This is a genomic window from Terricaulis silvestris (assembly GCF_009792355.1).
In the GTDB taxonomy this organism is placed as follows: Bacteria; Pseudomonadota; Alphaproteobacteria; order Caulobacterales; family Aquidulcibacteraceae; genus Vitreimonas; species Vitreimonas silvestris.
Window position 1 is genome coordinate 2,926,698 of sequence record NZ_CP047045.1, and the last position, 20,467, is coordinate 2,947,164.

At 64.1% G+C, this 20,467-nt stretch carries 20 protein-coding genes; 15 read left to right on the forward strand and 5 right to left on the reverse strand.

Going from position 1 to position 20,467, the window contains the following annotated elements:
- Positions 1–8: 8 nt before the first annotated feature.
- The 4 genes from DSM104635_RS15020 to DSM104635_RS15035 are packed head-to-tail and all read left to right on the forward strand — an operon-like array spanning position 9 to position 3,479.
- Complete coding sequence (locus DSM104635_RS15020; RefSeq protein ID WP_158766988.1) at positions 9–794, forward strand: enoyl-CoA hydratase; 786 nt, start codon at positions 9–11, stop codon at positions 792–794.
- 11 nt (positions 795–805) lie between these two features.
- Positions 806–1,993 carry an acyl-CoA dehydrogenase family protein gene (locus DSM104635_RS15025; protein ID WP_158766989.1) on the forward strand — a complete coding sequence of 396 codons (1,188 nt, stop codon included), beginning with the start codon at positions 806–808 and terminating at the stop codon, positions 1,991–1,993.
- An 11-nt stretch (positions 1,994–2,004) separates the two neighbouring features.
- Positions 2,005–2,919, forward strand: coding sequence for a crotonase/enoyl-CoA hydratase family protein (locus tag DSM104635_RS15030; protein WP_158766990.1), 915 nt, complete (start codon positions 2,005–2,007; stop codon positions 2,917–2,919).
- Positions 2,919–3,479: a nuclear transport factor 2 family protein gene (locus DSM104635_RS15035; RefSeq protein WP_158766991.1), complete on the forward strand. Its 561-nt coding sequence runs from the start codon at positions 2,919–2,921 to the stop codon at positions 3,477–3,479. The genes DSM104635_RS15030 and DSM104635_RS15035 overlap by 1 nt, the downstream gene beginning before the upstream one ends.
- Here the strand turns inward: DSM104635_RS15035 and DSM104635_RS15040 are convergent.
- Positions 3,476–4,480 carry a GlxA family transcriptional regulator gene (locus DSM104635_RS15040; RefSeq protein WP_158766992.1) on the reverse strand — a complete coding sequence of 335 codons (1,005 nt, stop codon included), beginning with the start codon at positions 4,478–4,480 and terminating at the stop codon, positions 3,476–3,478. The two genes, DSM104635_RS15035 and DSM104635_RS15040, sit on opposite strands and share 4 nt — an antisense overlap.
- A gap of 135 nt (positions 4,481–4,615) precedes the next feature.
- Here DSM104635_RS15040 and DSM104635_RS15045 point away from each other — a divergent pair, with 135 nt between their 5' ends.
- From DSM104635_RS15045 to DSM104635_RS15055, 3 genes are read left to right on the forward strand one after another with little or no spacing between them, the layout of a single operon-like run.
- On the forward strand, positions 4,616–5,962 hold the full coding sequence (locus tag DSM104635_RS15045) for a hypothetical protein (RefSeq protein ID WP_158766993.1): 1,347 nt from the start codon (positions 4,616–4,618) through the stop codon (positions 5,960–5,962).
- Positions 5,959–7,344 carry an acyl-CoA reductase gene (locus tag DSM104635_RS15050; RefSeq protein WP_158766994.1) on the forward strand — a complete coding sequence of 462 codons (1,386 nt, stop codon included), beginning with the start codon at positions 5,959–5,961 and terminating at the stop codon, positions 7,342–7,344. Before DSM104635_RS15045 ends, DSM104635_RS15050 begins: the two co-directional genes overlap by 4 nt.
- A gap of 13 nt (positions 7,345–7,357) precedes the next feature.
- A complete protein-coding gene (locus DSM104635_RS15055; protein ID WP_158766995.1) occupies positions 7,358–8,287 on the forward strand; it encodes a TauD/TfdA dioxygenase family protein in 930 nt (309 codons plus the stop codon).
- On the opposite strand, the gene DSM104635_RS15060 is transcribed toward DSM104635_RS15055, so the two are convergent.
- Both DSM104635_RS15060 and DSM104635_RS15065 read right to left on the reverse strand, forming a co-directional pair.
- The gene (locus DSM104635_RS15060; RefSeq protein WP_158766996.1) at positions 8,284–8,784 is read right to left on the reverse strand and encodes a PaaI family thioesterase; all 501 of its coding nucleotides are present in this window, start codon (positions 8,782–8,784) and stop codon (positions 8,284–8,286) included. The genes DSM104635_RS15055 and DSM104635_RS15060 overlap by 4 nt on opposite strands.
- Positions 8,785–8,789: 5 nt before the next feature.
- Complete coding sequence (locus tag DSM104635_RS15065; RefSeq protein ID WP_158766997.1) at positions 8,790–9,560, reverse strand: FadR/GntR family transcriptional regulator; 771 nt, start codon at positions 9,558–9,560, stop codon at positions 8,790–8,792.
- A 125-nt stretch (positions 9,561–9,685) separates the two neighbouring features.
- Here DSM104635_RS15065 and DSM104635_RS15070 point away from each other — a divergent pair, with 125 nt between their 5' ends.
- From DSM104635_RS15070 to DSM104635_RS15105, 8 genes are all read left to right on the forward strand, one after another.
- The gene (locus DSM104635_RS15070) at positions 9,686–10,774 is read left to right on the forward strand and encodes an amidohydrolase family protein (RefSeq protein ID WP_158766998.1); all 1,089 of its coding nucleotides are present in this window, start codon (positions 9,686–9,688) and stop codon (positions 10,772–10,774) included.
- Positions 10,771–11,928, forward strand: coding sequence for a thiolase family protein (locus tag DSM104635_RS15075; RefSeq protein ID WP_158766999.1), 1,158 nt, complete (start codon positions 10,771–10,773; stop codon positions 11,926–11,928). The genes DSM104635_RS15070 and DSM104635_RS15075 overlap by 4 nt, the downstream gene beginning before the upstream one ends.
- Positions 11,929–12,717 carry an SDR family NAD(P)-dependent oxidoreductase gene (locus DSM104635_RS15080; protein ID WP_158767000.1) on the forward strand — a complete coding sequence of 263 codons (789 nt, stop codon included), beginning with the start codon at positions 11,929–11,931 and terminating at the stop codon, positions 12,715–12,717.
- Between the two features lie 13 nt (positions 12,718–12,730).
- Positions 12,731–14,368 (forward strand): MFS transporter, encoded by a 1,638-nt coding sequence (locus DSM104635_RS15085; protein ID WP_158767001.1) that lies wholly within the window; start codon positions 12,731–12,733, stop codon positions 14,366–14,368.
- 121 nt (positions 14,369–14,489) lie between these two features.
- Positions 14,490–16,046: an AMP-binding protein gene (locus DSM104635_RS15090; RefSeq protein ID WP_158767002.1), complete on the forward strand. Its 1,557-nt coding sequence runs from the start codon at positions 14,490–14,492 to the stop codon at positions 16,044–16,046.
- Complete coding sequence (locus DSM104635_RS15095; protein WP_228445711.1) at positions 16,039–16,452, forward strand: Zn-ribbon domain-containing OB-fold protein; 414 nt, start codon at positions 16,039–16,041, stop codon at positions 16,450–16,452. Before DSM104635_RS15090 ends, DSM104635_RS15095 begins: the two co-directional genes overlap by 8 nt.
- Complete coding sequence (locus tag DSM104635_RS15100; protein WP_158767004.1) at positions 16,449–17,276, forward strand: enoyl-CoA hydratase-related protein; 828 nt, start codon at positions 16,449–16,451, stop codon at positions 17,274–17,276. The genes DSM104635_RS15095 and DSM104635_RS15100 overlap by 4 nt, the downstream gene beginning before the upstream one ends.
- Entirely contained in the window at positions 17,273–18,034 is a 762-nt protein-coding gene (locus DSM104635_RS15105) for an SDR family NAD(P)-dependent oxidoreductase (protein WP_158767005.1), read from the forward strand. Before DSM104635_RS15100 ends, DSM104635_RS15105 begins: the two co-directional genes overlap by 4 nt.
- On the opposite strand, the gene DSM104635_RS15110 is transcribed toward DSM104635_RS15105, so the two are convergent.
- Both DSM104635_RS15110 and DSM104635_RS15115 read right to left on the reverse strand, forming a co-directional pair.
- Positions 18,031–19,182 (reverse strand): acyl-CoA dehydrogenase family protein, encoded by a 1,152-nt coding sequence (locus DSM104635_RS15110; RefSeq protein ID WP_158767006.1) that lies wholly within the window; start codon positions 19,180–19,182, stop codon positions 18,031–18,033. The two genes, DSM104635_RS15105 and DSM104635_RS15110, sit on opposite strands and share 4 nt — an antisense overlap.
- Positions 19,183–19,191: 9 nt before the next feature.
- Positions 19,192–20,373: an acyl-CoA dehydrogenase family protein gene (locus DSM104635_RS15115; RefSeq protein WP_158767007.1), complete on the reverse strand. Its 1,182-nt coding sequence runs from the start codon at positions 20,371–20,373 to the stop codon at positions 19,192–19,194.
- Positions 20,374–20,467: the final 94 nt, after the last annotated feature.

The following is a 20,467-nucleotide window of genomic DNA, read 5'->3' on the forward strand; positions in this document are numbered from 1 at the left end:
AGCAAGCCATGACCGACAAGATCATCACCGAGAAGGACGGCGCCGTCGGCCGCCTCATCTTTAACAACCCGGAAAAGCTCAACGCCATCTCGCTTGAGATGTGGGAGGGCCTCGGCACAGCCGTTGCCGTTTTCGAGGACGATCCTGATATCCGCGCGATCGTTGTCTCCGGCGCTGGCGGCAAGAGCTTCATCGCAGGCGCCGACGTCTCCAAATACGGCGACGAACGCATGGGACGCGAAGCGCAAGAACACTATGCGGCGACGGGCGAGAAGTCGCTCAAGGCGCTCTACAATTCTAAGAAGGTGACGATCGCCGCCATTGACGGCTGGTGCATCGGTGGCGGCGTCTCGGTCGCGGTGTGCTGCGACCTTCGCTATTGCTCCGACAAGTCCAAGTTCGGTCAGCCAGCGATGCGCTATGGTATTGGCTATCGCTATTCGAGCTTGCGGCGGCTTGTGGACCTCATCGGCGTGCCGGCGACGAAGGACATGCTGCTGGGTGGCCTGCAGTTCGACGCCGAGGAGGCGCTCAAGAAGCACCTCGTCGGCCGCGTGATCCCGGAAACCGACTTCAACGCCTGGATCGAAAAAACCGCGAAGGGCATTTCCGAAGGCGCGCCGCTCACCGGCTATCAGATCAAGTACACCCTCAATGAAATCTGCAAGGACCCGGCCGACCGCAAAACCGATCGCTGCGAGGAGTTGTTCCAGGTGTGCTATGCCTCGGACGACTACAAGGAGGGCGTCGCGGCCTTCGCGGAAAAACGCAAACCTCAGTTCAAGGGCAAGTAAGCGCCGCGCCAATGGACCTCGATTTCTCACCGGAAGAACACGCGTTTCGGCGGGACGTCCGCGCCTTCATCGATGCTCATCTGCCCGCGGAGACGCGCGCCAAGGTGATGGGCGATCGCCCACTCGACAAAGCCGACATCGTCGGCTGGCAGCGCATCTTGAACACGCGCAGCTGGGCCACGCCCTCTTGGCCAAAAGAGTATGGCGGCCCCGGCTGGGACGCCGTACGGCGCTACATCTTCCTGGACGAACTCCACCAAGGCGGTGCGCCGGAGCCGATCTCATTCAACGTCGCCATGCTCGGCCCCGTCATCATCGCGTTCGGAACGGATGAGCAAAAGCAACGCCTGCTGCCCCGCCTCGCCAATCTCGACGATTGGTGGTGCCAGGGCTTCTCCGAGCCGGGCGCCGGCTCCGACCTGGCCAACATTTCAACCACCGCGCGGCGCGAAGGCGACCACTACATCGTGAACGGCCAGAAGATGTGGCAAGGCATGGGCCACTGGGCCGATTGGGGCTTCTTCCTCGTCCGCACGGATCCCAGTGCGCCGAAGAAGCAGGCTGGCATCACCTTCCTGCTGATCGACATGAAGTCGCCTGGTGTTTCGCTTTCGCCGATCATCACGCTCGACGGTCGCCACGAAGTGAATTCCGTCTTCCTCGACGACGTGCGCGTGCCCATCGAGAACCGCGTCGGCGAAGAGAACCAGGGCTGGACCGTGGCCAAGTACTTGCTCTCGAACGAGCGCACAAACATCGCCCGGGTCGGCGTCACCAAACGCATCCTGGCCAAGACACGCCGCGCCGCCGAGGCGAACGGCCTCATCGCTTCGCCCTCCTTCCGCGCCAAGCTCTCGCGTGTCGAGATCGGCCTCCAGGCGGTCGAGACACTTCAGATGCGCCTACTCGCCGCGTTGGCGAAAGACAACCGCGCTGATCCGCGTTCTTCGGTCCTCAAGCTCAAGAGCGTTGAAGTGCGCCAAGCCGCCTCGGAATTACTGATGGAAGCCAACGGCGCGCTGGGCATCTCTTTCGTCGCGTTCGAACAAGGCCAAACGCCGCCCTTTGACGAAGCCGACGAGGGCTGGTCGGCGAGCGCCGTTTGCTTCAATCTGCGGGGTGCTTCCATCTATGGCGGCGCGAGCGAGGTCCAACGCAACATCGTGGCGGACACGCTTTTGGGCCTGACGCGCGGCTGAGCGAGGTTGCCATGACGTACCAAGGCAAGTGGCTGAACAAGCCGGAGACCATCCTGTTTTCCGTGGGTGAGCGCGTGGCGCACATCACGCTCAACCGGCCCGACAAGCGCAACGCGATCAGCCCGCAAATGCTGCAGGAACTTCACGACGCTTGCCTCGAAGCGGACGACCGCCAGGACGTCAATGTCATCGTGCTCGAAGGCGCCGGTAAGGATTTCTCCGCCGGGTTCGATCTTGGCGGCGTTTATGCAGGGCGCGCCAACGAGGACGCCGCGCGCGCAGCCGGTGAGCCGGAAATCGCCTATCGCAGCTCAATTAATTCATACGACGACGATTGCTGGTTCCTCGAACGCCAACAGGCGCTGATGGCGCTCATCTTTCAGATGCACAAGCCGGTGATTTGCAAGGTGCACGGCAATTGCCTCGCTGGCGCCAACGACATTGCACTGCAGTGCGATTTCATCATCGCCGCCGACGACGCACGCATCGGTTTTCCGGCCGCGCGCGCCAATGGCACGCCGCCCAACCACATGTGGGTGTATCATTTGGGGCCACAGTGGGCGAAGCGTCTGCTCATGACCGGCGATTGCCTGTCAGGCCGTGACGCGGCTCATGTCGGCCTCGTGCTGGAGAGCGCTCCTGCCGATCAGCTCGATGCAGTCGTCAACGAACTCGCGCGGCGCATCTCCCACGTCGATGCGGAACTTCTCTCCGCGCACAAACGCATCGTCAACGTCGCACTCGAACTCATGGGCGCTGGCGTGCTGCAGCGGATCGCCGCGGAATCCGACGCGCGCGCGCACCTCACCAAGGGGCCGCGCCGCACGCAGTTCAAAGCCGACATGGCCGAGCACGGCTTGAAGACAGCCTTGAAGAACCGCGACGAGCCGTTCGGCGACGGCATGGTGCGCGTGCGGAGAGAGTGATGAACGACCTCACCGCCCGCCTCGACCGCGTCGAGTCAACTCTGGCCATTCAGCAACTGCCGATCCGCTATGCGGTAGCAGTGGATTCCCGCGACATCGACGCTTGGCTCGTGCTGTTCGCGCCGGACATCGATTGCGGCCGCCGAGGCGTTGGCCGCGACGCGCTGCGCTCCTTCATCGAACCACTGCTGGCGGATTTCTACCGCACGGCGCACCTGATCTGTGGCCACATGATCGATTTTCAGGATGCGGATCACGCCACCGGGCGCGTCTATTGCCGCGCTGAGCACGAGTACGGCGATCAATGGATCGTCCAGGCGATCTGCTATTTCGATACTTACGAGCGCATCGACGGCGTCTGGTTCTTCCGCCGCCGCGAGGAAGATTTCTGGTACTCCGCCGATCTGCTCGAACGCCCGCAGAAGGCAGATTTCGCGCGCTGGCCCGGCCCGGCGCCCAAATTCGTACCGAAAATGATGGTCGATCGTTTCCAGAGCTGGCGCGACTACTGGGCCAAGTGCGCGCCGGAGAAGATCACCGCGGCGACGAGAAAGCCCTAAGCCGACGGCGCCTGCCCGCCACGCCGTCGATACTCACGCGGCGAGGTTCCTGTTTGCTCGCGAAACACCTGCTTGAAGAACGGCACGTCGCCGTAGCCGACGAGCAGCGCCACACGCTCCACGCGGCGGCTCGAACGCGTCAGCATGTGCTTGGCGGCCTCAACCCGCAACAATTGCAGATACTGCAGCGGCGTCATGCCCAGGCTCTTGCGAAAGCGCCGCTCCAGCGTGCGTTCACTCACGCGAAGAAAGTCCGCCAGCTCCGACATGCGCGCACGCTGCGAGAAGCGCTGTTGCAGCCAGTGTTGCGCGCGTCCGACCAGGCCGTCTTGTCGGATCACGCGCGGTGAGAACACGCTCCAAGGCGCTGGGCCGTCTGGATACGGATCGATCAACGTCGCCTTCGCTAGCCAACTCCCGACATTGGCTGAAAGCACGCGCTCGGCCATGCGCAGCGCCAACGCAGGCTCGGCCCTTGTTGTGCCGGTGCAAATGAAGCCATCGCCGTCGGCGATAATGCGCGGGACGTCGAGCGTTACGCGCGGATACCGGCGCGAAAACAGCCGCTCCAGCCACCACGGCGCCGTCGCCACGTGATCGTCGAGAATGCCCGTCTCCGCCAACTGGAAGACGGCTGGACCGCTCGCTGCCAGCAGCGCGCCTTGCTCGCGTTGCGCCCCGAGCCAAACATGCAGCGGCCCGTCATGGTCAATCCGTGCGGTGACTTCGTTCTCGTCGTCAGCTTGATACGCCGCGACATAGACCAGATCGAGCTTCGGCGCGTCCGTCCAGGCGGCGTCAGCCTTCAACTCACGCCCACCAGTCGTGCGGCAGGGCCGACCATGCGCCGTCAGTACGAGCACCTGGCTTGGGTTGTTGACGACATCGACGGCGCCGTACTGGCGCACGGTGTAGCGGTTTGCGCGTTCGAACATGTCGAGCACCGCGCCCACCGCGCCAAGCTCAGCGCCGTCCAGCGCAACGATGCCGATCGTGGGCATTGAGGGCTCCCATCGCATCTGAGATCAGTGATGCAGCGTGTCGCTTCCGCCGCTGATATTGTCGTAAACACCCCTAGTTGTCCAGCGGACCCGGGATCAGTGTCCGATCAAACAAGAACGCATAGGGAGACGCGGGTGTCTGTTCGGCGCGACCTGATCGAGTCCATCCTCGAACCCGGCGTTTTCGACCGCGCCGATCCCGACATCGAGGCCAAGCAGCTCGAAGCCGCGCGCGAGGTGTTTGCCGAGCGCCGGGGCCAGATCGGCCTGCTCCGCCGGCGTGCCGAGGAAGCGGGCGTCGATGAGATCAAGTCGATGCGCGATCTCGTGCCGCTCTTGTTCGCGCACACCGCCTACAAATCCTACCCGCAATCCTTCATCGACCAAGGCCGCTGGGACCGCATGCTGCAATGGATGCAGACGCTCTCGGTCGACCGCACCGACAACGTCAATGTCGATGGCGTGCGTGGTGTAGACGACTGGATCGATCGTCTCCGCGAGGGCGGCCACATTGTGCTCGCCACGTCGGGCTCAAGCGGCAAGTGCTCGTTTCTCAACCACACGCGCGGCGACAGCGCCATGAAGCGACGCCACGCGTCAGTCGCCGTGGGATGGCCGTTCGTGCGCGGGGCCAAGGATCGCGCTTGCTTCTTTCTTGGCCCCAGCGAGGGCCCCAACAGCGCAATCGAAGCGTCGCAAAACAACGCCGCCAATTTTGGCAGACCCGGCGATGTCCATTTCCTCACAGACGAACCGCTGCTGATCAGCGAAGTCAGCCGCGCCGCCGCGCTGCGCACGCGCATGGCCGACGGCACGGCGACCCCTGGCGAGATCGAAGCGTTCGAGAATGAAGCGCGCGAAAAAGCCGCGCGCATGGATGCGGCGCTTGACGCAATGACGGAAAGCATACTCGCCCGCCGCCACGAGCCGATCTACCTCACCGGCATGTGGGCGCAGCACATGATGATCATCAAGCGCGCGCGGAAGTTGGGCATTCCGGATGGCGATTTCAGTCCGAAATGCGTCGTCAGCGCCGGCGGCGGGGTGAAGGGCGTGTCGCTACCGCCCGACTACAAGGAGCAGGTTGCGAAGTTCTATGGCGACGTGATCCGTCCGACTGCCTACGGCATGACGGAAATGGCGCAAATGATGCCGCGCTGCCAGTGCATGCGCTACCACCGCCCGCCCGGCCTGATCTGGCTGCTCCTCGACGCAAGCGGCGAACGATTGCTCGGCCCGGAGGATGGGCCGAACGGCGTTGTCGAAGGCCGCTTCGGCTTTCTTGATCTGATCTATGAAGGCCGTTGGGGCGGCTTGATCACCGGCGACAAAGTCACCATCGATTTCGCCGCAACGTGTCCGTGCGGGCGGCCCGGCCCGACCATTCTCGACAACATCACACGCTTCGCGCAGGCCGGAGACGATCACATCGGCTGCGCGGGCACGATCGATTCCTATATCCGGAGTTCGTTGACCGAATGAACGCGCCCGCACCTGTGCCGCCGCTCCCGGTTCCTCATGTCGTCAAGGGCACGACGATCTTTGGCAATGAGCAAGATTACGGCCGCTTCGCCACGCCGAAACTCAACCTCGATTCAATGGTGTGGCCCCGGAGTGAACCGGCGCCCGCCGCGGATGTGCCTGTCGCCGAAATCATCGACGTGCTCGTTCAAACCGGCGAGCGCCTCACGCGCGACCCTGACGGCGCGTTGGCCGAAGCACTCGAACGCAGCGTGAAATCCAACCCGCTGCCGCGCGATGTGCTCGAACGCTCCTACGCGAGCCTTGGCCGCATTTTCAATCGCGCGATGATGGAATTCCAAATCGAGCAGGAACTCGGCGGTGCCGATTTGATCGACGGCTGGCGCGAGGTGGCGACCACATCCGGGCGACCAGCGCGCATCCGCGCGTTCCCGACGCGCCTGGTCCATATCATCGCCGGCAACGCGCCCGGCGTCGCGGCTCAATCCGTGATCCGCGGCGCGCTGACCAAATGCGTGAACCTGTTCAAGCTGCCGTCGAATGATCTCTATAGCGCAACGGCCATCCTGCGCGCGCTTTCGGCCGTGGCGCCGGGCCACCCCATCGCGCGCTCGTTCTCGGCCGCCTATTGGCGCGGCGGCGACGCCGCCATCGAAGGCATGCTGTTTCGCCCGCAATTCTTCGACAAGATCGTTGCTTGGGGCGGCGAAAGCACCATTCGTGGCGCGCTCAAATATGTTGGCCCCGGTTTCGAACTCGTCGCGTTCGATCCGAAGACCTCGATCTCTATGATCGGGCGCGAAGCGTTCGCATCGGAGGAAACGCTAGATGAAGTTGCCACGCGCGGCGCCTTCGACGCCACAGTCATGAACCAGCAAGCCTGCACCTCCAGCCGATTCCAGTTTATCGAAGGCACGGTCGAACAGGTCGATCGCTATTGCGCGAAGCTGCAGGCGAAGCTTGGCGAGGAACGGCCTACTTCCTCCTCAACCCCCATCCCGTTGCCGAGCAATATCCGCGACGAACTCGATGGCCTGCGCGCATTTGAGGACGATTACCGCGTCTTCGGCGGCTATGAAGGCCGCGGTCTCGTCGTGCGCTCCGATGCGCCGGTCGATTTCTATCCTGACAACAAGATCGTCAATGTCGTGCGGGTCGCCGACCTTCGCGACGCCGTTCGCCACGTCAGTGTCGCGACTCAAACTGTCGGCGTCTATCCCGCCGCGCGCCGCACGGAACTGCGCGACGCACTGTGCTCAGCCGGAACGCAGCGCGTCGTCGCCCTAGGTCTCGCCCAGCCGGAATCCGGATTGCCGCACGACGGCTTCTATCCGCTGCACCGTTTCGTGCGCTGGGTCACCGACGAAGGCGGGAACAACTAAGGAGCATGCCGCCATGAAAACCAAACAGCTCGGCTCGTTCGGCGTGGAGATTACGGATCTCGATCTCTCCGGCGACCTCGACAGGACGACGATGAAGGAGATCGTCGAGGTCGTGGCCAAGAACGGCGTTGCCGTTTTCCGCAACCAACATCTCGACAAGCCGGCTTACGCCCGCTTCGGCCGCCTTTGGGGCGAACCGATCGACTTCTTCTTCACCCCCGACCTCGATCCGGAATTTCCGCATCTCATTCGCATCTCAAATTCTCCCGACCTCGATCCTGGACGCCGCGACGGCGCTGCGTTCTGGCATACGGACGGGTCATACGAATACTTGCCCGCTGCGTTCACGATGCTGCTAGCGCTCGAAGCGCCTGACGTCGGCGGTGAAACACGGTTCGCGGACCTTGTCGGCGCCTATGAAGCGCTTCCGCCCGAAACCAAAGCTCGCATCGACGGGCTCACCGTCAAACACATGCTCGTCGGCGGCAAACGCGGCGCCGACGAGGTTAAGGTCAAGCTCGATGCAGATGACAAAGAACGCGACGGCGGCATTCGCGCGCGCAAGCGCGCCGCGGAGCAGCCCGAGCACCCCATCGTGCTCACGCACCCGATCACCGGCAAGAAGGGCCTCTACGCGATTTCCGGCTCACCCATCGGCATGGTCGGCATGAGCGAGGAAGAAGGCCTCGCTCTGCTTGACGAACTCAAACGCCACGCCCTGCAGCCGCAATTTCGCATCGAGATCAAGGCTGGCGCGGGCGATATCCTCATCTGGGACAACCTAGCAACGCTCCACTCCGCCACGCCACTCGAGTACAGCCACGAAGACGGAAAACGCCGCGTGCTTTTGCGCATCAGCACGAACGGCCTCCCGCCGACGCACGCCGATCGCCGCCCGGCTTTCGTGAAGCCGGAAGGCGTAACATCGCTGAAGCTCGCCTAACCGCCATTCTCCTCGGCGGCGATCCATTCACGGAATTTCTCGAAGTGGCGTGTTTGATCGCGCATGGCGAACTCGCCGTGGGCGCGCGCAAGCACCACTCCCGTGGAGACAAGCGTCAGTTCCCCGGCGTTGATCCAGCGGTTGCGTTCCACGCGTTCGCGCCACGCAACTAATTTCAGCGGCCGCTCGATCGGCACGGGACGCACGAACTCGACGCTCAATTTGGCGGTGACCGTCATTTGCCCGCACAGCAGTGGCAGATGGCCAAGCGCCTCGTCGATCACCGACGCCGTCCAGCCGCCATGAGCGACGCCCGCGCCGCCTTCGTGATCCTTGGGGCACATGAGCAGCGTCTCCGTCCGATGCTCACCGATGATCCCTTCCTTGGTGATGCCAAGCCGGCAGCCGCCGCGCCTGATGCATTCCGCACACAGGATCACTTCGCCGCCCGGCGCGCGCGGCAAAATGGGAGGCTTTGACGGCAAGGCATCGTTCATTCGGCCTACGCTCCTCGTCTCGGAGATTTCACGGTGAGGTCGCCCCGCCCGCTCGCCACCACCTCATCCAGTTGCGCTTTTAGGTGACGCCGCCACCACTTTTCGGCGCTCTCACGGTCACGCTCACGCAACAGCTCAATCAGCTTCTCCTTAGCGCGAACATGGGCGCGGCGTCCCCGCAGCGCCTCCTCGCCCCCATACATGAGCGCATTGCCGATCAATTCCGTCTGCGCGTGCATCAACTCACGCAAGATCAGCACGAACATCGAGAGCGTCGTATTGGCGCAAATCTCCGCCAAGGTTTGGTAGAATTGTTCGTGCTCCTGCGTGAAGCGTGAGACGTCGTCGATCAGGCCGCCTTGGCGTTCCACCGACGCCGCCAAACGCTGGATGTCCTTCATCGCCACCGTGTCGGCGATGAAGCCCATGATGCTGGGCTCGATCGTGAGGCGCGCGATGGAGAAATCCGCTTGCGTCGCGCCGTGGGCCTCGAGATAGACGCCAGTGTGCTCGGCCACCATCGCCGCGCCAGGCACATTGTAGCGCGCCCCGCCCGAGGCGCCGCGCGAAATGCGGACCAGGTGCTTGGTCTCCAGGATGCGCATGGCTTCGCGCACCGTCGGGCGCGAGGCGGCGAACCGGTCCCGCAGCTCCACCTCGGACGGCAACGCGTCACCGGCACGGAGCTTGTTCTGGCGCACGTACTCACGCACCCAATCCGCAATCAATTCAGCGGTCTTGGGCACTTTCAGCCCGCCGCCGAGGGGGTGCCGCATCTGTTTCGCCGCTGCCACTGAGCGCACCGCCTTCGTCCCTTAATCGCACTGTCGATGCAATTATATATATAATTGACAAATCCGCCAAGGGGGATCATTTCGACCCCATTCAGGGAGCCTTGAGCATGATCGCCGCCGACAAGAAAATCTGGGTCAATTCCGCCGACAGCCACGTTTGGGAGCCGCCCAAGCTGTGGGAGGAAAATCTGCCGAGCCACCTGAAGTCGCGCGGCCCCCGCGTTGACCGGCGCGAGAAGCATGATGTCTATATCGTGGACAATGAAGAGGTGATCTTCATGAAGCCCGACATGCTCGATGCGATCTCGCCGCCAGGCATGCTCAACCTCGACCTCCGCATGGCCGATCTCGACGAACAAGGCATCTGGGCCGAAGTCGTGTTCGCCTCCACGGGTCTGTGGATGACCGTTATGAAGGATCGCGAGCTTCAGCGCGAAAGCGCGCGGGTCTGGAATGACTGGGCGTACGCCGACATGATTAAGCGGTCGGAGCGCTACCTGCCCGCGGCAATGCTCTCCTCGATCAGCACGGAGGACGCCGCCGCCGAAGTCGAGCGCGTCGCGAAGCTCGGATTCAAAGCGCTTGCTTTCCCAACCACGCTCCCGGAGCCGCTCGAATACAACGCCAAGGAATGGGACACTGTTTGGGCCGTGGCCGAAGAAGCCGGCATGGTCGTCACCTTCCACGTCGGCACCGGCACTTCAGAGCTCGTCGTCACGCGCGGCCCGGGCGGCGCTCTCATCAATTACTGGGAAACGACCGTTCCGGCGCAACGTTGCGTGGTTCACCTTGTCTCGAGCGGCGCGCTCGATCGCTTCCCGAAGCTCAAACTGATGACCGCCGAAGCGGGCGCGTCCTGGATGCCGGCGCTGGGCGACCGCTTGGACGAGGCATTCCGTCAACATGCGCGCTGGATGCATCCGAAGCTGGAACGCTCACCGAGCGAGATTCTCAAGGCGCAGGTCTATTCGTCGTTCCAGCATGACGAGACGGCGATTCCGACTGCCATTCACACACCCTACAAGAACGTCCTCTGGGGCTCGGACTATCCACACCTCGAAGGCACGTTCCCCCATACGCAGGAAGTGCTGCACGAACTGTTCAAAGATGTGCCCGACGCCGTGCGCCATCGCGTGACATTGGGCGCGTTCGAGGAATTGTTCGGGGTCAGCATGCCGAAAGCACTCGCCGCATGACCAGCCGCCCGCGGCAGGCGGCGATCGTCGGCCTTCACGTCACTAAGCAAGCGCGCCGGCTGGAAGGACGCACGCCGCTCGATTTGCTGATGGAAGCCGCCGACGGCGCGCTCGCGGACGCAGCCGTCGATGCACGCGATGTTGATGGGGCGGCGATCGCATGGCCCGGCCCCGGCGGTGTGCCGAACGAAGTCGGCAGTTGGGCCCGTTACTTCAAGTCGCCGTTGGCGTTCACCAATGAGCATTGGAGTGATACCGCCGGCGCGCGCGGAATCTTGAAGGCCGCCGCTGCTATTGAGATGGGCCTTTGCGATACCGTTGTTCTCGGCAGCGGCACCGTTGGGCAATTCACGTCTGGCGCCGTCGGTGTCGGCGACGGCATTGAATTTGCCGACGTATACGGCTCGACCGCGATGGCGCAGTTCGCGCTCGTGATGCGCCGCTACATGCACGAATACGGAATAGGCCCTGAGCCCTTCGCGCACGTCGCGGCGACTATCCGAAATCATGGTCACGTAAACCCGGAAGCCGTGATGTTTGGCGCCGGGCCATACACAGTGGCGGACATCCTGGTCTCTCCGCTTATCGCGGCGCCGTTGCACCGGCTCGAATGCGCGCTCGTCGCCGAAGGTGCGTGCGCTATCGTGATGACGACCTTGGAGCGCGCGCGCGACTTGCCGAACACGCCAGTCCTCGTCCTCGGCGGCGGCATGGAATTCTACGGCGCCGCCTACGCCAACCCGCCGCTCCTCTCCGACATGGGATTGATGGGCCAAGACGCCGTCAAACGCACATTCGGCTTGGCGGGCGCCGATGTCTCTGACGTGGACGTGTTCTGCCTCTATGACGCTGTTGCCTTCGAGGTCGTGCGCCAGTTCGAAATGCTCGGCCTGTGTGGGCCCGGAGAGGGCGCGGCCTTCACCGCCGGAGATCGGCTGACTTTAGAAGGCGATTGCCCAACCAATCTCGACGGCGGCATCCTCTCCCATAGCTGGATCGGCACAGGCCAACTCACGCTCAAGGCCGTCGAATGCGCTCGACAGTTGCGGCACACGTGCGGAGACCGCCAGGTCAAGGGCGCAGAACTCGCACTCGCAACCAATGCTGGCGCCGGTGCGCGCCACATTGAGATCGCGCTGTTCGGCCGCGCCTGAATGACAGCGCTCCCCAGGCCACAGGACTTATTCTCACTCGCCGGGAAAGTCGCCGTCGTCACCGGCGCCGGATCAGGCATCGGCGCTAGCATTGCCGCACATTTCGCCGGCGCCGGCGCGCATGTGATCTGCGTCGGCCGCGATCTCTCGAAGCTGGAAACTCAGGTCGCTCTCATCAGAGATGGCGGCGGGCGCGCCGACGCAGTTTCGCTCGACGTGTCGCGTGATGCCGATGTCGATAACGCCTTCTCTGAAATCGCCGGCCGTTGGGGCGGCCTTCAGGTGCTGGTCAACAACGCCGCCATCATGGCCAAGCACGACTTTCTCACTACGACCGCCGACGATTGGGACGCCCTTCAAGCGACCAATACGCGCGGCGCCTTTCTGTGTACGCGAGAGGCCGTCAAGATCATGCGATCTGCCGGCGGCAGCATCGTCAACATTGCCTCAGTCGCCGCCATTCACGCTTCGGTGTTCGGCAATGCGCCGTATGGCGCGTCCAAGGCCGGCCTTCTGGCGCTGACACGATCGGTCGCCGTGGAGTTCGCGAGCGCGGGTATACGCTGCAACGCCGTCCTACCCGGCGCTATCGCCACCGAGGGCGGCCGCGAGGCGGCGAAAGCCACTTACCCTCCCCAGGGGCCGTTCGCACAGAAAGACCGCATCCTGCTCGGTCGCATCGGCGCACCGGATGACATCGCCGCCGCTGCGCTCTATCTCGCCAGCGAGGCTTCGAGTTACGTCACTGGCCAAACGCTGATCATCGACGGCGGCTTGATGGTCAGCTGAGAGGGCATCCCAAGTGACGAGCGCCGTCGAGCAGTTGCAATCGGGCTTTGACTCCTGGCGCGCCACGACGCTGAAGCCGCTGCGCTTTCCCGTGTTCCGCGCGCTGTGGCTCGCGACCATGGCGGCGTATTTCGGCGCGGTGATTCAGACCGTCGGCGCCGCGTGGCACATGACAAGCATGGGCGTCTCCGCAGACTGGGTCGCTTATGTGCAGGCCGCCTCCTTGTTACCTACAGTGTTGCTCGCATTGCCCGCCGGCGCCTTGGCCGACACCGGCGATCGCCGCGTGCTCATGCTGATTGCGCAGATCTTCGGCGCGGCCGCGTCTGTTCTCCTCGTGGCGACTGCGCTCTTCAGTGCGATCGGCCCCGTCGTTCTGCTCGTCTTCACGCTGCTGATCGGCTGCGCCGCCGCGCTAGCGCAGCCTGCATGGCAAGCGGCGGTGGGAGATTTGGTGGAGCGGGATGATCTTCCCGCCGCCATCGGCCTCAACGCCCTTGCCTTCAACGCCGCACGCAGCCTCGGGCCCGCCATCGGGGGCGCCATCGTGGCTCTGGTCGGCGCTGTCGGCGCGTTCGCCGTCAACGCATTCTCCTACCTCGCCCTGATCGGCGTCTTGGCCGGCTGGAAGGCGCCCAAGCCGGCCGACACTTTGCCGCCAGAGCCCATTGGCCGAGCGATCATGTCGGGCATCCGCTATGCACTGCTCTCGCCGGCGCTGCTGTCGCTGTTTGCGCGAGGAGCCTTGTTTGGGCTGTGCGCAAGCAGCGTGCTTGCTCTCCTGCCGCTTGTCGCGCGCGACAAGCTCGACGGCGGACCCCTCACTTACGGCGTGCTCCTCGGCGGCTTCGGACTTGGTTCGATGGCGGCGGCTCTGTTTACCGCCAGGACGCGTCAGTGGATGAGTTCGCAGCGTCTGGTTGGCGCGTGCACGCTCGCCTACGGTGTAATGGCCATATTCCTGACGCTGAGCCCTTTCGTGGCTCTTTCTATGGCGATACTGGCTGTCGCGGGCGCCGCCTGGATTCTCGCACTGGCGACGATCAGCACTTGCGTTCAGATGTCGTGCCCACGTTGGGTCGTTGGCCGCTGCGTGGCGATGGGCCAGGTGGCCACGCTCGGCGGGCTCACCGCCGGCGCCATTGTGTGGGGGACGATCGCAACGCACGCGGATCTGGAGCCTGCGCTGATCGCTTCCGGCCTCGCGCTGCTCGCCACGTTGCTGCTCGCAGGTGCGCTGCCCATACCCAACACCGACGCCCTGGATTGGAGCGTCGGCGCCCCCTACCCAATTGCCCGCCCCGGCGTGACCATCGACCCACGCTCCGGCCCGATCATTGTGACGATCGAGTACCGCATCGCTCGCGACAGCGCCGACGCCTTCCTGCGAGCCATCCACGAGGTAGGCCGGATCCGGCAGCGCGACGGCGCGCGCCGTTGGAGCATCGCGCAAGACCTCGATGACCCGGAAATCTGGCGAGAGCGCTATCAGAGCCCGACCTGGACCGAGCATTTGCGGCGCGTCAGCCGCGTCACCGCCGCCGACCAAGCCCTACGTGAGAGCGTTCTGCAGTTTCACGAAGGTCCGCCTCCGGCGATTAAGCGCATGCTCGAACGGCCACCCGGGGCAACGCCCATCGCCGAACAATGATCGAGATGCCGATGTTTCCGCGGACCGATAGTGTTTGGCGGGGATTGTGGTTCGAGTGGCCGCCCAAACAGGCTAAAATGCGTTTGGGTGCGCTGAGCGCCCCCAATGCAGCAGGTGTGGCATGAGCGGTGGGTTGCACGAACATACGTTGCCGAGCGTGCTCGAAGAGCTCTCCCGCGCGCGCGCAAATCACACCGCCTATATCGATGGCGCGGCGCGCATCACCTACAGCGAGGCGCTTGAGCGCGCACATCGCCTCGCCAACGCTTGGCGAAAACTGGGTGTCGGCCCGGGCGATCGCGTGCTGTGGCTGGCCCAGAATTCCTACCGCATTGTCGAAGGCGTCTGTGCGGCGTCGCTGATTGGGGCGATGTTCTGCCCGGCCAACTGGCGCCAGACCGCCGAAGAGATGGCGTTCGTCATCGACGACTTCTCACCCAAGGTCGTGATCTGGCAGGACGAGGAGATCGGCGAAGCCGTGCGCGGCGCGCGCGGAATCGCAAGGCGGAGCGGCGCGACTTGGATCCAACATGACGGGCCCGACGAGTACGAAGCCCTCCTGACCAGCGCCGACGCTTCACGCGTCGAACGCGCCATCGATGCCGCAGGCCCCACGCTCGTCGTTTACACAGCAGCCTTCGCCGGCGTCCCGAACGGCGCGATGCTCAGTCAACGCGCCATCCTCACGCAGAGCCTCGTCGTCCAGTTCGTTCAGCATCTGACGCCGGGCTCGGTGTTCTTGAACTCCGGCCCGATGTTTCACGTCGGTACGCTGATGACGACATTCGCGGTGTTCACGCAGGGCGGAACCAACGTGTTCGTGCGCCGCACCGACGCCGAGCAGCTTTGCCAAGTCATCCATCAGGAGCGCTGCACCTTCGCGTTCCTGATGATGAAGGTCTGCGAGGACATCGTGCGCCTGAACAAGGACGGCCGTTACGACTTAAAATGCCTCACCTCGCCCGCCTTCTTTCCGGAATGGGACGCGATGGTGACGATCAATCCGCGTGACACGCGCAACACCGCCTACGGCTACGGCCAGACCGAAGTGAACGGCCTCGTCACCTGGACGTTCTACGGCGCGCCCGGAGACAAAGGCGTGAGCGGCCGAAGCGCGCCGGGCACGCAGGTCCGCATTTTCGATCCGGACGACAAGGAGGTCACGGACGGCCAAGTCGGCGAGATCGTCGTGCGCGGTCCGACGGTGATGTGCGGCTACTGGAACCGCGACGAACTCAACGCCGAGCGCCAGCGCAACGGCTGGCACCACACCAACGATCTGGGACGCCGCGAGACCGACGGCTCACTCTCCTTCGTCGGCCCCAAGACGCAGATGATCAAATCCGGCGCTGAAAACATCTATCCGGCTGAAGTGGAGGGCTGCCTGCGCCGCCACGCCGCCGTGGCCGACGCCGCCATCATCGGCATCCCCGATCCGGTGTTCACGCAAAGCGTCAAGGCGATCGTGCAACTGCGCGAAGGCTCCGCCTGCGCACCAGCTGACCTGATCGAACACTGCCGCGCGCATCTCGCGTCGTATAAGAAGCCACGCATCGTGGAATTCATCGATGCACTGCCGCGCACCAAGCTGGGCGCGATCGACTACAAGGCGCTCGATGAGCGCTTCGGCGGCGGCAATTACCCGGGCCAAGCGTGGCAGACGGCCCAACGTGCTTGAAGCGCCGCTCACCACCTATGAATTGACGCCCACGCCGCTGACGCAGCCGTTCTGGGACGCGGCGCGCGCGGGCAAACTGCTGGTGCAGCAGTGCAACGCGTGCGCCAAGAAATTCTTCCGCCCCGAAATCGCCTGCCCGCATTGCCGCTCCCGAGATTGGGAATGGGTTGAGAGCAACGGCCGTGGAAAGCTTTACAGCTTCTCGGTGATGCACCGTGCGCCGTCGCCAGCGTTCAAGGCGCCGTTCATTTTCGCCGCCGTCGAAATGGATGAGGGTTGGACGCTTTTCTCCAACCTGATCGGTCTCGAAATAGAGGACGCAGCAATCGGCATGCCCCTGGAAGTCTGCTTCCACAAGCTCTCCGACGATTTGACTGTGCCTCTGTTCCGTCCCGCCGCACCATGAGCGTCACGGTTCGCGTTGAGCAGCGGATCGCGTTCGTCGCCATCGCCAATCCGCCCGTGAACGGCCTCAACCACACGGTGCGGGCGGGTCTTTTCCAGGCGTTCACACACATCAGCGCAGACAGCGCGATCGAAGGTGTCGTACTGCACGGCCACGGGGCCTGCTTCTCGGCCGGCGGAGACATTCGGGAGTTCGGCACGCCGCAAGCCGCTACTGACCCAGGGCTCTCGAAGGACGTTCATCCGGCGATCGAAAACTGCGGCCGAACGGTCGTCGCCGCAATTCACGGCTACGCCTTGGGCGGTGGATTGGAAACCGCCATGGCCTGCCATGTCCGCATTGCAACGCCGGATGCGCGGCTGGGTCTACCGGAAGCGCGTCTGGGCGTGATCCCGCTCTCGGGCACGCAGCGCCTGCCCCGTCTCGTCGGCCTCGAAACCGCGATCGACATGATCGCCACGGGCAGCGAGGTGCGCGCTGAGGATGCCCCGCCTGGCCTGGTGGGCGCGGTTGTCGTCGCCGGTGATTTGCTGACACGGGCGGCGGAGCTTGCGCGCGCGTCGCCACCGCCTCTTGCCCGAGACACGCCATTCCCAAGCAACGGCGCCGAGACCATTCTTGCGCGGGCGCGCGAGAAAATTGCAGCCGGCGCCTTCGTGCCCTTTGCCCAACATCTGCTCGAAGCGATCGAGGCGGGTGCGGCCACTGCATCGTTCGATGAAGGGCTCGCGAGAGCGCGCGCGATCTATGACGCCACGGTCAGTTCACCAGAATCCAAAGCGGCGCGCGCCGCTTTTCTCGCAAAATCCAGGGAGCCCCGATGACCACCGATCTCCGCGGCCGCGTCGCCCTCGTCACCGGCGCCTCCTCTGGCCTCGGCGCTCGCTTCGTCGCGATTCTCGCCGCCGCGGGCGCGAAGGTGGCGGCGTGCGCGCGCCGAATCGACCGCTTGCAGGAACTTGCCGCGCGCGTTCGTCAATCGGGCGGCACGGTCGAGCCCATCGCGATGGATGTGGAGGATCCCGCCTCCGTCGTTACGGGATTTGACGCGGCGCAAGCCGCACTCGGCCCGATCGAAATCGCTATCGCCAACGCGGGACTGAACGCGCAGGGCGCCTCGACGGATCTTTCCCCCGAGGAATTAGGGCAACTTGTGCGCGTCAATATCCAGGGCGCGTATCTCACGGCGCGCGAAGCAGCGAAACGCCTGATCGCCAGCCCAAACCCGGAACGCGGCCGCATCATTCTCTTGGGCTCCGTAGGCAGCCAAAAGCCGCTGGCGGGCCTTACCGCGTATTCGATGTCAAAGGCCGCCGTTGCGATGATGGGCAAGGGCTTTGCGCGCGAATGGGCGCGCAACGGCATCACCGTCAACACAATCTGCCCAGGCTGGATCGCCACCGAACTCAACTCGGAATGGCTCCAAAGCGAAGGCGGACAAAAGCTCGTGAAAACATTCCCGCGCCGCCGCGTCATGGATGCAGAAGGGCTCGACGGCCTCGTGCTCTTCCTCGCGTCGGACGCCTCCGCCTCCATTACAGGCGGTGTGTTCGCCGCCGACGAAGGCCAAGTGCTCGCCTAAATCGGCGATAACTCTTCCTCGTTCTGCCCCTCGGCGCTCTCGGCGAAGCGCGTCAAATGCTGATCGGAGCTGCCATAGAGCCCGCGCACCAGCGCGAGCCGCTTGAAATAATGGCCCACGATGTACTCTTCCGTCACGCCGATACCGCCATGCAGCTGCACCGCTTGGCCCCCGACGAAAAACCCAGCCTCGCCGATCTGCGCCTTCGCGGCCGACACACCGCGCGCGCGTGCGCGTTTGTTGTCCAGCGAAAGCGCGGCAATACCGCGATAGAGCATCGAGCGCGCCAATTCCGTTTCCACCAGCATGTCGGCCATGCGGTGCTGCAGCGCCTGAAAGGTGTTCAACGAAACACCGAACTGCTTGCGTGTTTTCAGGTAGTCGCGCGTGATCCAAAGCGCGGCGTCCATCGCGCCAACCGCTTCCGCGCATAGTCCGATGACGCCGTAGTCGAGCGCATAGTCGATGGCGTCCTGCGCCTCGCCTTCGTCACCGATCAGCGCATCGGCGGGGACTTCCACGTCCTTCAGCGTGATGTCGCTCACGCGCCGGCCATCGACCGCATGGTAGTTCACTCGCTCCAGCCCCTTCGCCTCGGCGGGGACCGCAAACAGACTAACGCCTCCCCCGCCAGTGGTCGCCGAGACCAGGAACAAATCGGCGGCCTGTCCGCCCAGCACGAATGTCTTGCGGCCGGTAAGTCGATATCCGCCCCCGCTCGCGGCGGCCTTCGTCTCGATATCCGGCGCGAACGCATGCTGGGCGGTTTCACCATGCGCGAGCGCCGCTATTCGTTCGCCCCCGATGAGCGGCGTAAGCAACGCCTCGCGCTGCGCGCCTGACGCAAGCTGCGCGATCGCCTGCGTCGCGATGACGGCGCTTGATAGGAAAGGCGCCACCGACAGTCCGCGCGCGAGCTGCTCCAAGATGATCGCGTTTTCAATCGGTCCGCCGCCGAAGCCACCTGCGTCTTCGGCGACCGCCGCGCCTAGCCAACCAAGTTCAGCGAACGTCGCCCAGTTCGCCCGATCGAACCCATCCTCGGTCTTAAGCAACGCCTGGCGTTTCTCGAAGGAATATTCTCGCTCACAGAAACGCTTCACGCTGTCCTGCAGGCTTTGCTGTTCGTCGGAATACGTGAAGTCCATGGTCCGCCCTTAGAGGCTCAAAACGGCTTTTGCGATGATGTTGCGTTGGATCTCGTTGCTGCCTCCGTAGATCGTGGTCGCGCGGCGGAACATGGAGCGCGCCAGCCATCCAACGGCGTGGTCAGGCCCCGGAGGCCGCGCTGCTGGATGGTCGGTCGCATCGTGGCCCGTCGGATCGGGATTCACGGCGAGCCCGACATTGCCAAGCGCCTCCACACCCAGTTCGGCCACGCGTTGACGCAGCTCGGCTCCGCGCAGCTTCAGCACGGACGCCACCGCGTCCTGCGCGCCGCCCTCCGCGTGCAGCACGCGCAGAACAGCGAATTCCAGCGCCATCAGGTCAACCTCCAACTTGGAGAGCTTCGCGCAAAAAAGCGGCTCGCACGCCTTCTCGCCGGCAAAGCCCTTGAGTTGGAGGAGATCGGCGCGCGTGTGCGCGGTCTCAGCGCTCATCGCGCGCTCATTGGTGAGCAGAAACTTGGCGTAGCTCCAGCCCTTGTTGGGCTCGCCCACGATGTTCTCCGTTGGCACACGCACGTCATCGAAGAATACTTCGTTCACGCTGTGGCCTTCATCGATCGAGTAGATCGGCCGCACGCGAACACCCGGCGATTTCATGTCGATCAGCAGGAACGAAATGCCTGCTTGCGGGCGCGCCTCAGCGTCCGTCCGCACCAGCGCAAACATCATGTCCGCGCGTTGCGCGTCGGAGGTCCAGGTCTTTTGCCCGTTGACGACGTAGTGATCACCGTCAAGCACGGCGCGGGTGCGCAGCGACGCCAAATCAGAACCGGCGTTTGGCTCGGAGAAGCCCTGACACCAGAAGGTGTCGGCGTTCAGGATGCGCGGCAGGTGAACGCGTTTCTGCACCTCGTCGCCGAAGGTGTAGATCACAGGCCCGACGAGCTCCATCGCGGACTGGTCCTGCACCGGCGCGGCCGCCGCGCGGAGCTCCAGCTGGAACAGGTAGCGTTGCAGCGGTGTCCAGTTCGTGCCGCCATGCGCCTCAGGCCATGCGGGCGCGGCCCATCCCTTTGCATTCAGCCGACGCGTCCATGACTCGACGTCGCTCCGCGTCGCGTGAAATCCGCGACGTCCGCGCGTGGCGATTTCTGACGGCAAGGTCGCGCCGATCCACGCGCGCATGTCGCGGCGGAACGCTAGGTCGTCTGCGCCTATGACGAAGTCCATCTGTGCGTCCTAGCCGAACATACGGCGCACCCAATGCAGCGCCTCTTCGCGCCCGGGTCAAATCGCATACATGATCCGCCCTCCCTGCGGCTTG